16 protein-coding genes and 2 pseudogenes are annotated in these 12193 nt (G+C 68.2%); 8 read left to right on the forward strand and 10 right to left on the reverse strand.

Going from position 1 to position 12193, the window contains the following annotated elements:
- Positions 1-24: 24 nt before the first annotated feature.
- The 4 genes from ACGFRB_RS29315 to ACGFRB_RS29330 form a co-directional block, all read right to left on the reverse strand.
- On the reverse strand, positions 25-285 hold the full coding sequence (locus ACGFRB_RS29315) for a hypothetical protein (RefSeq protein WP_393247305.1): 261 nt from the start codon (positions 283-285) through the stop codon (positions 25-27).
- A 384-nt stretch (positions 286-669) separates the two neighbouring features.
- Positions 670-1563 carry a hypothetical protein gene (locus tag ACGFRB_RS29320; RefSeq protein ID WP_393247307.1) on the reverse strand — a complete coding sequence of 298 codons (894 nt, stop codon included), beginning with the start codon at positions 1561-1563 and terminating at the stop codon, positions 670-672.
- Between the two features lie 151 nt (positions 1564-1714).
- On the reverse strand, positions 1715-2440 hold the full coding sequence (locus ACGFRB_RS29325) for a hypothetical protein (protein ID WP_393247309.1): 726 nt from the start codon (positions 2438-2440) through the stop codon (positions 1715-1717).
- The gene (locus tag ACGFRB_RS29330) at positions 2437-2721 is read right to left on the reverse strand and encodes a hypothetical protein (protein WP_393247311.1); all 285 of its coding nucleotides are present in this window, start codon (positions 2719-2721) and stop codon (positions 2437-2439) included. The genes ACGFRB_RS29325 and ACGFRB_RS29330 overlap by 4 nt, the downstream gene beginning before the upstream one ends.
- Between ACGFRB_RS29330 and ACGFRB_RS29335 the strand changes: the two genes are divergently transcribed.
- The 4 genes from ACGFRB_RS29335 to ACGFRB_RS29350 all read left to right on the forward strand — a co-directional run bounded on the left by ACGFRB_RS29335 (position 2720) and on the right by ACGFRB_RS29350 (position 5385).
- Entirely contained in the window at positions 2720-3043 is a 324-nt protein-coding gene (locus ACGFRB_RS29335; RefSeq protein ID WP_393247313.1) for a hypothetical protein, read from the forward strand. The genes ACGFRB_RS29330 and ACGFRB_RS29335 overlap by 2 nt on opposite strands.
- Positions 3044-3047: 4 nt before the next feature.
- Positions 3048-3917 carry an XRE family transcriptional regulator gene (locus ACGFRB_RS29340; RefSeq protein ID WP_393247315.1) on the forward strand — a complete coding sequence of 290 codons (870 nt, stop codon included), beginning with the start codon at positions 3048-3050 and terminating at the stop codon, positions 3915-3917.
- 33 nt (positions 3918-3950) lie between these two features.
- Entirely contained in the window at positions 3951-4853 is a 903-nt protein-coding gene (locus tag ACGFRB_RS29345; protein WP_393247317.1) for a phosphotransferase family protein, read from the forward strand.
- A 289-nt stretch (positions 4854-5142) separates the two neighbouring features.
- Positions 5143-5385, forward strand: coding sequence for a hypothetical protein (locus ACGFRB_RS29350; protein ID WP_393247319.1), 243 nt, complete (start codon positions 5143-5145; stop codon positions 5383-5385).
- Positions 5386-5883: 498 nt separating this feature from the next.
- Here the strand turns inward: ACGFRB_RS29350 and ACGFRB_RS29355 are convergent, their stop codons facing one another.
- Positions 5884-6414: an RICIN domain-containing protein gene (locus tag ACGFRB_RS29355; RefSeq protein ID WP_393247321.1), complete on the reverse strand. Its 531-nt coding sequence runs from the start codon at positions 6412-6414 to the stop codon at positions 5884-5886.
- A 96-nt stretch (positions 6415-6510) separates the two neighbouring features.
- Here ACGFRB_RS29355 and ACGFRB_RS29360 point away from each other — a divergent pair, with 96 nt between their 5' ends.
- Positions 6511-7212 (forward strand): TetR/AcrR family transcriptional regulator, encoded by a 702-nt coding sequence (locus ACGFRB_RS29360; RefSeq protein WP_393247323.1) that lies wholly within the window; start codon positions 6511-6513, stop codon positions 7210-7212.
- 182 nt (positions 7213-7394) lie between these two features.
- Positions 7395-7613: a hypothetical protein gene (locus ACGFRB_RS29365; protein WP_393247325.1), complete on the forward strand. Its 219-nt coding sequence runs from the start codon at positions 7395-7397 to the stop codon at positions 7611-7613.
- Here ACGFRB_RS29365 and ACGFRB_RS29370 read toward each other — a convergent pair.
- The 5 genes and pseudogenes from ACGFRB_RS29370 to ACGFRB_RS29390 all read right to left on the reverse strand — a co-directional run.
- A pseudogene (locus ACGFRB_RS29370) lies at positions 7603-8432 on the reverse strand (IS5 family transposase). The gene ACGFRB_RS29365 and the pseudogene ACGFRB_RS29370 sit on opposite strands and share 11 nt — an antisense overlap.
- Positions 8357-8599 (reverse strand): hypothetical protein, encoded by a 243-nt coding sequence (locus ACGFRB_RS29375; protein ID WP_393247327.1) that lies wholly within the window; start codon positions 8597-8599, stop codon positions 8357-8359. Before ACGFRB_RS29375 ends, ACGFRB_RS29370 begins: the two are co-directional and overlap by 76 nt.
- Before the next feature lie 98 nt (positions 8600-8697).
- Positions 8698-10035 (reverse strand): hypothetical protein, encoded by a 1338-nt coding sequence (locus ACGFRB_RS29380; RefSeq protein ID WP_393247329.1) that lies wholly within the window; start codon positions 10033-10035, stop codon positions 8698-8700.
- Between the two features lie 4 nt (positions 10036-10039).
- Positions 10040-10183 (reverse strand): hypothetical protein, encoded by a 144-nt coding sequence (locus ACGFRB_RS29385; protein ID WP_393247396.1) that lies wholly within the window; start codon positions 10181-10183, stop codon positions 10040-10042.
- Between the two features lie 477 nt (positions 10184-10660).
- Positions 10661-10966, reverse strand: a pseudogene (locus tag ACGFRB_RS29390) (bifunctional DNA primase/polymerase); the annotation flags it as partial.
- Positions 10967-11117: 151 nt separating this feature from the next.
- Here ACGFRB_RS29390 and ACGFRB_RS29395 point away from each other — a divergent pair.
- Complete coding sequence (locus tag ACGFRB_RS29395; RefSeq protein WP_393247331.1) at positions 11118-11534, forward strand: hypothetical protein; 417 nt, start codon at positions 11118-11120, stop codon at positions 11532-11534.
- The gene (locus ACGFRB_RS29400) at positions 11531-12193 is read left to right on the forward strand and encodes a hypothetical protein (protein WP_393247332.1); all 663 of its coding nucleotides are present in this window, start codon (positions 11531-11533) and stop codon (positions 12191-12193) included. The genes ACGFRB_RS29395 and ACGFRB_RS29400 overlap by 4 nt, the downstream gene beginning before the upstream one ends.

Consider the following 12193-nt stretch of genomic DNA (forward strand, 5'->3'; position numbering starts at 1 on the left):
GGCGGGGATCTGCGTGTGGCGGGCTCAGTCCTCCAAGCCCATGCTGCGTCCGAAAGCGCGGTGGGGAACACCGGTGCCGAGCGTCGAGCGGCTCTGCGGCTCCTCGCTGATGGCCTGTTCGGCGTCCCACCCTTGGGCTATCCGGCGCCGCATGGTGGTGACCCTGCAGTTGGCCCGGGGGTCGACGGCCCAGTGAGAGAGCGGCTTGGTCTCGCCGAATGCCCGGACGGGCAGGGCGAAGTCGGGACCGTCGGGCCCCTTGAGCAGGGCCTCCTCGAACGACATCCCCGACTTGGTGAGCCGCCTGTACAGGGTGTGGTACCTGATACCCGACTGCTCCGCCCACCCGCGAAGGGTCAAAGTACGCCCCTGGTAGGTGTGTTGCAGCGCCGGCTTCTCGTGTCGCTCGCGCGTGATCGCGTCCGCAGGTTCCCAGCCCAGGGTGAGCCGGGTCCGCAAACATCTCGCGGGTGACCGCGCACCGCGGGTCCTTGGCCCAGACGGACAGCGACTTGGCCTCGCCGAAAGCAGTGATCGGACCGCGGGCCAGCTCCCAGTTGTAGCGATCGGTCCGGCGGTCCCTCGGCCAGGCGGCTCGCGGCGCCACGACGTCGCCCGGGGGAGAGACCGGGGTATGCGGAGCGGGCGCCAGGTCGGGGATGGCGGCGTTCACGAGAGGGGCTTTCGCGCGGGCGTCCGGGCCGGGGCGCCGGGAAGTGAGGGGAAGGAAGCGGTGAGCCTGGACGCCGCAGCCTTCACGACAGTCGCAGCGGGGTGGGCACTCGCAGAGGTACCGGCCGGGGCGCCGAACGCGGTGGCGAGGGCGATGCGTCCCTTCAGGGAGAGGGCGACGCGCTGAGCTCGGCCTGACGGCCGGTCGTCGGGGTGGTACTCCGTCAAGTCGCGGCTGTGAAGGGAGCGCAGGGTGCTGATGGACAGGCGGGGGATCTTGCCGAACACCTCGCCGGCGTCCCTGGAGACGGTCACCTGTCCGCGGGCGATGGAGATCAGGGCGGCGTGCTGGGTGCTGCTCAGGCGGACCTCACGGGCATCCTGGCCGTCCCGCGTATACGCAGTGAAGCCTCGGCGTGTGGAGGCGCTGCGGGCGAAATCGGCCGCTGCGTCGACGGCGTCGCGGGCGGCATGCCGGGTCAGCTCCTGGGCGCGCAGGACGGGCACGGCCACTTCCCGGAGAAGGGCTTCCTCCTCGGCACGGTCTCCGGGGCGGGCGGCTTCGAGCTGGTCGAGCGCTGCGACGAGAACGTCGTCCGCGTTCATCGCCAGGAAGGCGAGCTGGGTGACGCGGCTGGCGGCGTACATGTCGTACACCAGTCCCGCCGCGTGGTGGGCTTCGACGACCTCGCGCATACGCTGGGCCTGTTTGGCCAGTTCGGTCGCCTGCGCGAGCTGCTGGTACAGGTGCGGACCCAGCTTCCCGGGCGACGCCCTGTAGAGGGGTACGCGGCTGAAGCCGTCCTGGTGTCGGGTGAACTGCTGGGCCAGGTCAAGGAGATGGACGGCAAGCGGTGTGCGGACGTCGTTCGTGGTGGTAGCGGGCGTCATCGGTGCCGGCCTCCTCCCGTAGCGCCGAGCGGTCCGCTCGCGGAGCGAGTGAGAGGGGTGCCGAGTCCGTGGCGGCCGGCGGGAGCCGCCGGCCGCTTCGCGGCGGGGACGCGGTCGAGGCGGGAGGCGAGCGCGACCCGGCCCGTTTCGGTCAGGTGCAGAGCGCCGTACGGGAACCCGGGTTGCGGACCAGGGCCTCGCGGCTGACCCAGCCGCGTGCTTCCAGGGATCGGACCGTGCCCATGGACAGCCGCTCGCGCCGCATCCAGCCGACCTCCTCGCTCCAGGCGTCGACCGTGACGTAGCCGCACGCGATGCCGTGCATCGCCGCATACTGGGCGGGTGACATCGGCTGCACGGCCTTGCTGCGGCCTTGAGCCCGCAGTTCCCCGGCCAGGTCGGCAGCGGCCCTGACACTGTCGGCGGCGCCGAGCTGGGTCACTTGGCCCGCGTTGTAGATGTGGTGCCCTGCTCTTCGAAGGACATCCCGGGCGCGATCAGGGTCGCGAGACACCTCTGCCGTCTCCTCGGGCGGAAGCAGCTGGAGTACGGTCTCGACGGTCCGGAGATACTCGGCGGCCGTGGCGGCCTGGCTGGCAAGCAGCGACAGACGGCAGCGGACATCGAGGACGACCGGGCTGCCGAACAACCCCGCGTCCCTGATGCTGTTGTGGATGTCCTGGATGTACCAGGTCAGGGCAGCGGCCCTCGTAGCGAACGCCGCTGCGACGTCAGGCGAGTACAGCTTCTTGGCGCCCAGGTGATACAGGTCGTCCTGGAACGCGGTGAACTCAGGTGCCAGGGCAAGGAGATGCGCGGGAAGCGACGTGTCCGTCTCCTGCGGATTGACGGTGCCGGCATTGTGGTCGGTGGTCATCGGCGCCGGCCCCCTGCCCGCTCAGCACGCCGTCCGGCGGGCGCGGGCGTCGTGGTGGCGGCGTTCGGTCGCGCAGAGACGGCGGCCAGCAGCGCGTGCCGCCCTGCGGAACTGAGGGCGACGGAGGATTTTTCGGGGCCGTCCGGATGCGCGGTGAGGGTGATCAGTCCCCGCTTCCGCAGTGCGTCGACGGTCGTGAGCCGTACGGCGCCGGCCTCGCGTAGTTCCCGGGGCGGGCCGTGCTCGGCCGCGTGCAGGACGACGGCGCCCTGGGCCCGCATGGACCTGATCGGCAACCTCATCCGTTCGGACGGCGCCTGGGCGAGCACGCCGGGCCGGCTCGCGCAGGTCCTGGAGGGCGAGGCCCGCCGGATCGAGAGTGATCTCCTTCTCTACACCCATCGTCCGCCGGCGGGGGAGAAGCAGGCCGGTTTCGCCGCCCCGTCGCCGCCGCTCGCCTCGCCATTCGCACCGCCGGCGGCCAGTGCGCTGGCCGGAATCCTGACCCGGCTGGCGGCCGAGCAGAACAGCCCGCTCGCGACCGTGCGGCAGCTGATCGAACAGCTCGCCCGTGAGGCAGCCGCCCTGCCCGCACGACATTGACGAAATGGTCCTGTGGGCCAGCCGGGATTACATCTTCACCCCGCCCGCGCCGATGCTCAGCCGCCTCCTCGACCTTCTTGCCGAGGCCGAAGGGCTGGCCGCGCACCGACAACCGGCCGCCATCCAGATCCGGCTCTCCGAGCTGACGGCGATGCTCTCCACCCTCACCGCCGACGCGCTGATGAAACTCGGCGACCTCCCGCGCTCACGATCGTGGTACGCCACGGCACGCGCCGCTGCGGACGACAGCGGAAACGCGGAGCTCCGAGCCCGAGCCCGGGCCCAGGCGGCAATGCTGCCCTTCTACTGCGGCCCGATCACCAGCGCGGTGAACCTATGCCGGGAGGCCAGGGGCATCAGCGGCAGATCTCGGGCCACCGCCACGCACGCCCTCGCCGCAGCCGCAGAGGCTCGGGCCTTGGCCAAGCTTGGTGCCGAGAGCGAGGCTGATGCCGCGCTGCGCTACGCGGCGAATGTCTTCGAACAGTTCGGCGGGGACTCGGGAGATAACGCCTTCGCCTTTCCGGAGCGCCGCTACCTGCTCTACAAGAGCGGGACGCTGACCGCTCTCGGACATACACGCGAGGCACGCCAGGCCCAGGAGCAGGCGCTCGCGCTCTACCCGGACAAGGCGGGAATCGACCCCGCCCTCCTCCGACTCGAAGCGGCCATCTGCTACGCGCGGGACCGGAGCCCAGACGAAGCATGTCAACTGGCAGGTACTACGTTCAGCCGCATGGACCCGGCACACCGCACACCCATCGTCGAGGAAAGGGCGCGCGAGGTAGTTCAAGTCCTCCCGCCGGCCATACGGTCAAGTCGAGCGGCCCGCAAGCTTCTTGAGATCATCGAGCTACCCCCTGGCCGGATGTGACAAGACGGGGCTTTGTCGGGAAGCCTGTGCCGCATGACACTCACGCCGGCCCCCGGAGGGTTCGACGAGTTCGAGATGCGCCGCATCCTCGAAGAGGCCTGCGCGAAGGCAGGCCTCGACAGCCGTGACGCGCGTCTTCTCCGCGGGCACACCAACGCCGTTCTCCTTCTCGAGGAGGAGCAGGTGGTGGTCAAGATCGCCCGCAAAGGCACAGACGTCAAGAACGTCGAGCGCACCGTCACCCTCGTACGATGGCTCATTGACGAAGGATTTCCCACCGTTCCCCTCCACCCATGTGATCAGCCTCTGGTCATCGACGGACACGCCGTCACCTTCTGGACCTACCTCCCACAACCCGAGCGCGCGGTGGCAGCCGGACAACTGGCCGGGCCTCTCAAGATGCTCCACTCTCTGCCCCCACCCCCGATCGAGGTTGCCCCGCACGACAACATCCGCGCGATCCGCCGCTCACTGGCTGCGACCACTTGCCTTCCCATTACGGCAATCCGATACATGGAGGACGAAGCGGATCGGCTTGAGGAGCAACTGCGGGAAGTCCGATTCGAGCTGACCGCCGGGCTGATCCAGGGCGACCCCCAGCACCGAAACGCGTTGCACACCCCCGAAGGGTCCGCAGTTCTGTGCGACTGGGACACGATCGCCTGCGGCCGGCCGGAATGGGACCTTGTCACCATCGAGGTCCACTGCCGCCGATTCGGATACGGGCAAGCCCACTATCGGGACTTCGCGGATGCCTACGGATGGGACATCAGAGAGAGTTTCAATTATGCAGTGTTGCGTGATATCCGAGAGCTGCGCATGATTGCAACGAATGCCCGAAAAGTACGACACGCCCCCGACTCGTTGAGGGAGATCCAGCGGCGAGTCGACGGGCTCAGAAAGCGGGACGGACAACTCCTCTGGAACATCCTCTAGCCACTTTCCTCTCCCGACTGTCCAGCGGATTATCCTCGAAACCGGCTGGCGCAATGTCGCCGCTCTGGCCCTCTACCGACGCACCGGGCTCTTTCCCTGCCCGCCGTACGTTCCCGGACGCGACCAACAGCCGGTCTTCATGCCCCTCACCCCGAAAGGGAGCCTTGCACCGCGCGACCGGGCGACCAAGCGAGGCGAGCGAGGCGCCCGGCTGCAGCCGGGCGCGATCAACAACCGTGTGCGGTTCATCGCCGACTCGGAGGGCAGATGCCCTGCGCCCTTCGCGACCGTGCCGATCACGCGCACCAGGTGCTCCGGCGTCGCCTCCGCGCGCCGGATCACCCCGGCCACCTCGCACTCTGCCGCGCTCACCAGTCGCTGCTCGGCCCGGGCGGGCGGCGCGGACCTGCTGTGGCGTATGCGAAAGAGCGCGGCCCTCCCGGTCGTACAGGTCCTCGCCGACGGCTCCTACCTCAGCACGATCCACGCCGAACCGGACCGCAAGAGCCGCCGCAACCCGGTCTCCGTGTAGGTCGTCGGGTACACCGGGGCCCGCACCGGTGAGGCCACGGTCTACCGTCTGGTCACCACCCTTCTTGGCCCGGCGGAGGCACCCGCCCACGAACTGGCCGCGCTCTACGTCCAGCGTTGGGAGAGACCACACTCGACGAGATCTAGACCCACTAGCGCGGCCCCCGGCTCGTCCTGCGTTCGAAATACCCCTGGGGAGTGGAGCTGCGTCAGCCAGTCGAAAGTCCGCTCGATCGCCTACCGCTTGGGCAGCGGCTGGAAGCCCTTCACTCGTGGCCGCTGCACCACTTCCATGTCGATTCCGAGGCGGGCGCCGTGACGTGGGCGGTCTGATCCTCGCTGTGGGCGTTCAGCGTGTATACCAGCATCCCGGAGCTGTGCTACTCGCCTACCGGCTCGTAGCACAGCTCCGTCGGCTCCCAAGCGGGCCCCGCTCAGAGGTCGGTGCACTCCACCGCTGCGCTGCGCCCCAGCGCTGGTCTGCCGCAGTGAGAGCGACCTACCAAATCCACTGCGATCCGGCCTGTTCCTTGCATGTCCACTGCTGGGCGCGGGCTCCATTGCTCTTCGAGGAGTTCGCGATCTCCAGGCACTTGCCACTGTGGTTGTTGACGATTTGCCAGTTGCCGTGGCGATCCAAAACGAGACGCCACTTCGCTCCGGCTTGCCCCTTGCATGTCCACTGCTGGGCGCGGGCTCCATTGCTCTTCGAGGAGTTCGCGATCTCCAGGCACTTACCACTACGGGCGTTGACGATGTAGTAGATGCCCTTAACGTGTCGCAGGGTCCACGCGGCCCCGGCTTGTTCCTTGCATGTCCACTGCTGGGCGCGGGCTCCATTGCTCTTCGAGGAGTTCGCGATCTCCAGGCACTTGAGATTGTGGGTGTTACGGATTTCAAACGCAGTGGCCTTGGCTGCGAGCGGTGCGTTGTGCGCGGCCGCGGCGGTCGCGGTATCCGCGCCCATCATGGCGGAGCCGAGGGCAAGTGCTGCGAGACCGCCCAGGAGTGAGTTGCGTAACGCGGACATGCCTCGTCCTTTCCGGTCGGCCGTACCAAAGTGCAGCCGATGCCGTGCTCGTCGTATAACGCTGTTATTGCCAATAACAGCGTTATGATGCTGCCCATGTCAACCCACAACCCGGAATCCACCCCAGGGGAGCGACTGAAATCAGCCACCCCTCGCGACCCCGCCGCCTCCTCCGGAATCCGCCGCCGCCTCCTCGACGAAGCCGCCCGCACGCTCGTCGAAGAAGGGCCTGCCGCGCTCAGCTCACGGCGGCTTGTCAAGGCCGTCGGCGCCTCGACGATGGCCGTCTACACCCACTTCGGCTCCATGCCGGGGCTCGTACGGGAAGTCATGCAGGAAGGATTCGACCGATTCCAGGCACGGGTCGAGCAGGTCCACCCCGCCATCGGCCCCGACGCCGACCCCGTCCTCGAGCTCGCCGCACTCTGCCGCGCCTACCAAGAGTTCGCCCAAGCCGAACCCGAGGTATACGCAGTGCTCTTCGGCGGCTCCACCCTCGCCGGGTTCGAACTCGGCGACGAGGACCGGCAGATGGGCACACGAGTGCTCCGCTTCCCGTTCGACGCGATCCGGCGGTGCGCCGCTGCGGGACGGTTCCGCGCCGACATCGACGCCGGCCTCCTCGTACGGCAGCTCTTCGCGCAGATGCACGGACTCGCCCAACTCATCCGCACTGGATACATAATGGGCGGCTATGAGCCCAACGACCTGCTCGTTGGAATGTTGCAGGACTTCGCGGTCGCCGCTGGAGACACCCCGGACCAGGCGGCGCGATCCGTACGGTCAGGACTCACTTAGACGTCGTTTCTTATGGCTGTCAGAGTGGCATGAGAGGCTCCGGTCGTGAGCTACGACCTGGCTGTCTGGGAAGGCGAGAGGCCGGCGGATGACGAGACTGCCGGCCGGGTCTTCAGCGGCTGTACGACCGCTACATCGACAGCGAGGTGGAAGAACCTTCGTCCGACCGCATCGCGGGGTATGTGGCAGCGCTGCTTGAGCGGTGGTGCGACCTCACCGAGGGCGAGGAGGACACCTCTCCTTGGTCGACCGGGCCGTTGATCGGCGACGCCCGTGGTCCGCTGATCTACTTCGGCATGCGATTCAGCATGGCTGAGGAGACGTCGGCCTATGCGGCGGACGTGGCGGAGTCCATGGGGCTGGTCTGCTTCGACGTGCAGCAGGACCGGCTCAGGCCATGAACAGGATGTTCAGGCGGCGGTATGCGATGAGGGTCGCGGCTATGCCGACGAAGGCGAGGAAGTGTTCGGCCTTGCGTTCATGACGTCGGTGGAGACGACGGCAGCCGGCCGGCCAGGACACGGTTCTCTCCACCACCCAGCGGTGACGGCCCAACCGTTGTGAGGACTCGATGCCCTTGCGCGCGATGCGGTGGCGGATGCCGTGCTCGCGGAGCCGCCGGCACAGGTGGTCGTAGTCGTATCCCTTGTCGCCGTGCAGTTTCGCCGGCTTCCGGCGCCGAGGGCCGCGGGCGGGAACGGATGGGCGGGATGCCCCGGACATGCGGCTCCGAACCCTGACTGTCGTGCGTGTTCGCACCGGAGATGCCCAGGGACAGCGGCAGTCCGTTCCGGTCGGTGATCAGGTGGATCTTCGATCCGAGTTTGCCGCGGTCGGTCGGATTCGCTCCCGTCAAAGGCCCCCCCTTTTTGCTGCCCTCGGACTGACCGAGTCGATCGCGCACCGCGACCAGTCCAGCTCGCCTCGCGCTCCGAGCCCGTCGAGGATCACGCGATGGAGCCGGGCCCAGACCCGGTCCCGGCTCCACTGGGCGAATCGCCGGTAGACCGTGTGCCAGGCCGGGCCGAACACCGGCGGCGTTGCCGCCGGGTGCGACCCGAGGTCGCCACGAAGATGATCGCGGCCAGAACCTCGCGGTCACCTGCTCGAGTGCGGTTGATCCGGGGTGCCGACGGCCTGTGAGTCAGAGCTCGGGGGCGAGCAGGGTAAGTCGCAGGAGCGCGGCGACCGCGAGGACCGTGGGGATGGCGTGCCACCATGTGCGGAGCCACCCGGCCTTGGAGGTGATCCACGTGACGAGGGCCATGACCGCAGAGAAGAACAGGCCGAGGCCCGCGGCGACGTTGGAGTTGGTGACGGCCTGGTGGTCCCATGAGCCGTCGGGGTTGACCATGTAGGAAGTGAGCACGATATAGCCCGTCACCACCGTGCCCAACGTGACAATGATGGCGGAAACGCCGGTGCCCAGCCTGCCCGCCCGGGGGTGACGCCCTCGGGTTCCGGCGGGTGATCCAGCGCTCGGGTTCACTCCAGGGCCTCCGTCGCATGATCCAGCTTCCGGTCGAAGCCCCTACCGTATGCCTGGGCATCCGCGCTTTCGTAGTAGGGCCCGCCGTTGTACCGGGCGGCGAGTTCCCGCATCTGCGCGCGCGTCATCTGCTCCGGCGGAACATCGGCGAAGCCGCTCTCCGCCTTCAGCTGGGCGAGGTACTCCGAGGCGATGAACAGGTTTTTGCCGGGGTCCCTGATCGCGTCCACGACCACGGACCGCTGCATGTCGGTGAGGTGGGCGGGGTCGTACCCGAGTACCTCGGCCGCGCGGCGGACCTGGATGGCCAAAGGCCCCATCGACGTCAGGTCGGGATCCGTCGAGCCAGGCAACACCTTCCGCCCCTGGTACGCCGCGTCGTCCAGCGCGCCCGGGTCGCCCTCGACCTCCTGCCAGGCGATGCCGGCGACCACCTCCGGCGGCAGCCCGGCATCGTGCGCGGCAGCCCTGATCAGCTCCTTGTTTGCGGAGATGAACTCCCGCCTGCCCTCGTCCGAGTTGGACCAGAACCAGTAGTTGTTCCCCTGCGCCTCCGGCAGGCCGTCGAGGCGTGTCTGGATCCGCATCAACGGCTCGGTGACCACGACGGAGCTACCCATGCTCGGAATCGTGTCGACCTTCGGTCCCGTGCCCGGCAACTGGGCGTAAGGGTTGCCGGCAGCCTGCCGGGCCTCGGCCTGCAGCGGTCCCAAGCCCTTCAGGAACTGTCCCGGGTCCGGGACAGGGCTCTTGAAGTCGGGGATATCGCGGTAGGCCGCGCCGACCTCGGAGACACACGTCGCGCGAGCCTGAGATTCGACTCTGAGCGCGTCGCCGTAGTGGTTCTTGGCCTGGTGGCAGTAGAGCTCGGCTTCCTCACGGATCGCATCGACATCGACGCCTACCTCCGCCAGCCAGTCCAGCACGCCCGTGGTGGCCCGCAGATCCTCCCACTGCCGCAGCGGCTCCGCGGACCGGGCAGTCGGGGTGATGGCAGATGCCTCCCGGGCCATCACCGCGGCGAGCTTGTCCTCGGACGCCTTTCCGCTCGTGTAGTGGTTCTTGGCGATGACGACCGCACCCGCGTAGGTCGTCAGTGCCTCACCCGCCTTGCGGAATGAGCCCGACAAGGCGTCGGTGAGATCCTTCCCCTCGCGAAGACGGCGGGCGTACAGGTCACGCGCCTGACTCTGCCAGTCCACGGAGGCCGCCTTGCGAAAGCCGTCGTCGGTCGTCTTGATCAGCTGGTGCAGCCGAGTGAACTCCGCCGCCCCACGCTCGATGAGCGCGGGGTTGGCATCGGCGAGAAACGCGACATCCTGACGGTAGGCCATGCGATCACCGCTCCCGGGGGGCGACGTACTGCCCGCCCACCAAGACGGCGTCCAGCTTCTGCCGGGCGCCGTCGTCGTAGTCCGTGTACGTACTGTTCGCGCTCTTCAGCTTGCTGGACAGCGCCGTCAGCAGTACGACCACGTCCATGTACTGGTCCTGAGCGTGACGAGCGAAAGTATCCACCGCAACCGATACCTCCGGGTGAGACCGAGGCGCGCGAGCCATCGCCGCGTTCTCCCCGTCCATCCGCCCCTCATACAACACGCCCGCGATCTCGACCAACAGATGCGACGATCCGTCGATGGAATCCGCGTTCACCAAGACCCTGTCCTGCCCGGACGAAGAACTCCCGCCCCTGTCGGCGGGCAGCTGATTCAACCGCATCTGATCCTGCTGCCGACGCGCGAGAGCATCAGCCTTCAGCTGCGCCCACTCCTCGTCCCATGACACTGGACTGACCCCCGTTCGGATACGTTCCGCGAATCCCCGTGCACCCCCCGTGCACGCTCCAAGTCCGCCACCCGCACACCCCAGTTGGTGAAGTGAACGCCTACTGCTCCGAGTTGCCCGCCCCGTTCGGCTGCGGGACTGACCGGAACGCTTCCAGTCCCGCCACACGCGGAAGCACAGGTGCAGGCCCGTGCTTGGGGTCATGACCGTCAGGGTCCTCGGCCAGTCGACCAGGCCCCGGATCTCCATCTGGGCCCGAAGCGTCTCGATGCCGCTGCGCGCCGGTCCTTCGGCGTGGACGTCGAGATCCAGGGCGACGACCCGGCTCGCCCGGCAGTCGATCCCCACGTTGTGGCCGGCGGCGAGCAGGCCGGGCAGCGTTGCCTCGTCCTGTGTCGGGAGCCGCTGCCAGCCCGGCTTCGGCGCCCGGCCGTACGGAAGGCCCCATTGCCGAGGACGACGACGCTGTGGGGCGTTCACGCGGGCGAGTGGTTCTCCTCGGTGGCGGTGTACAGGGCCGCGTCGTGGCTTTCCGGCCCTCGTCGTGAGAGGACGCCCGAGAACCGTCGTTCGCGCCCGCTCGTCATGTTCTACGGTGCCATCAGCCGAACAGGACTGATGGGGAAGGTCTATGAGACAGCCGAGGACGGCACTTGCGCGGCGGATATCCGAGCAGCGGGCGGGAACCGGCGATCCGCGGGCGTTGGTGGGGGAGATGCGGCGCGCGGTTCTCCTGATCCCCTCGACTGGGGCTGGCCTGTGGAGTGCCCGGTCGGGTGGTATCCGCTGGATCTGCGCCTTCACGGACGAGGAGGCGCTGGCTCGCTTCGCTGTCCACCATGGCCCGGGTAGCCGTCCGATGGATTACGTCGCCTTGCTCGGGGCACGGATCGTGGACGAGGTCGTGCCCTCCCTGGATGAACCCGCCGGGCTTGCCGTGGACATCGCGGAGGGGGACAGCTCGATGTTCTTCCCGCCGGTCTCCGGGATCGTCCCGGCCCACACCGCCGTCGGTTACGACGCGCAAAACAAGGGGGGACAGCCGTGAGCGGCGACGGAGGGGACCTCTCCTTCGACCAGGCGGCGGTGGCGAAGTTCACGCAGGGTGTGGGCGCGGTCATCGATCAGCTCGGCGAACTCGGCGGCGCCACCGGCTCGGTGATGGGCAAGGGATTCTCAGGCCTGGCCATGACCGGTATGGAAGCCGGGCACCACGGGCTGTCAGCGGACTTCGAGGATTTCTGCGAGCGGTGGGAGTGGGGCGTACGGGCCCTGGTGAGCGACGCGAGCGCGCTTGCGAACCGTCTCGGGCTGGCGGCCGGCACCCAGTGGGAGCACGACCAGTACGTCGAGGGCTCGATCAAGGTCGGCATCAACGCCCTGATGGGCGGCAACCCGCACGCCGACGAGAAGGACATCGCTCAGCAGAGCTGGAGCGACGTCTTCACTCCCGACTACCTGGACCCCGACTGGAGCCCCGAGTCGTTCCAGAAAGCCGGCCAGGACATACCGCAGACCTGGAAGGACACCGGCCGCACCATCCTCACCGAGGGGACGGGCGGACAGATGTCGGAACAGGTCAAGACCGGACTCGGCCTCGACGACGGCCAGTGGAACCAGGCCCTGGACGACACGTTCGGGCCGTCCCCTGCGGAACGTGACCAGCAGGCGCAGCAGGGCGACCCGGGCGCAGACGGGAATGGCTGA

The organism is Streptomyces sp. NPDC048718 (genome assembly GCF_043198875.1).
Taxonomy (GTDB): Bacteria; Actinomycetota; Actinomycetes; order Streptomycetales; family Streptomycetaceae; genus Streptomyces.

Excerpts from the sequence above, each read along its gene's own strand:
- ACGFRB_RS29335 (WP_393247313.1), top strand. The coding sequence starts at position 2,720 with ATGGACCTGATCGGCAACCTCATCCGTTCGGACGGCGCCTGGGCGAGC.
- ACGFRB_RS29325 (WP_393247309.1), bottom strand. The coding sequence starts at position 2,440 with ATGACCACCGACCACAATGCCGGCACCGTCAATCCGCAGGAGACGGAC.
- ACGFRB_RS29395 (WP_393247331.1), top strand. The coding sequence starts at position 11,118 with ATGAGACAGCCGAGGACGGCACTTGCGCGGCGGATATCCGAGCAGCGG.
- ACGFRB_RS29380 (WP_393247329.1), bottom strand. The coding sequence starts at position 10,035 with ATGGCCTACCGTCAGGATGTCGCGTTTCTCGCCGATGCCAACCCCGCG.
- ACGFRB_RS29315 (WP_393247305.1), bottom strand. The coding sequence starts at position 285 with ATGTCGTTCGAGGAGGCCCTGCTCAAGGGGCCCGACGGTCCCGACTTC.
- ACGFRB_RS29385 (WP_393247396.1), bottom strand. The coding sequence starts at position 10,183 with ATGGACGTGGTCGTACTGCTGACGGCGCTGTCCAGCAAGCTGAAGAGC.
- ACGFRB_RS29355 (WP_393247321.1), bottom strand. The coding sequence starts at position 6,414 with ATGTCCGCGTTACGCAACTCACTCCTGGGCGGTCTCGCAGCACTTGCC.
- ACGFRB_RS29340 (WP_393247315.1), top strand. The coding sequence starts at position 3,048 with ATGGTCCTGTGGGCCAGCCGGGATTACATCTTCACCCCGCCCGCGCCG.
- ACGFRB_RS29345 (WP_393247317.1), top strand. The coding sequence starts at position 3,951 with ATGACACTCACGCCGGCCCCCGGAGGGTTCGACGAGTTCGAGATGCGC.
- ACGFRB_RS29320 (WP_393247307.1), bottom strand. The coding sequence starts at position 1,563 with ATGACGCCCGCTACCACCACGAACGACGTCCGCACACCGCTTGCCGTC.
- ACGFRB_RS29330 (WP_393247311.1), bottom strand. The coding sequence starts at position 2,721 with ATGCGGGCCCAGGGCGCCGTCGTCCTGCACGCGGCCGAGCACGGCCCG.
- ACGFRB_RS29360 (WP_393247323.1), top strand. The coding sequence starts at position 6,511 with ATGTCAACCCACAACCCGGAATCCACCCCAGGGGAGCGACTGAAATCA.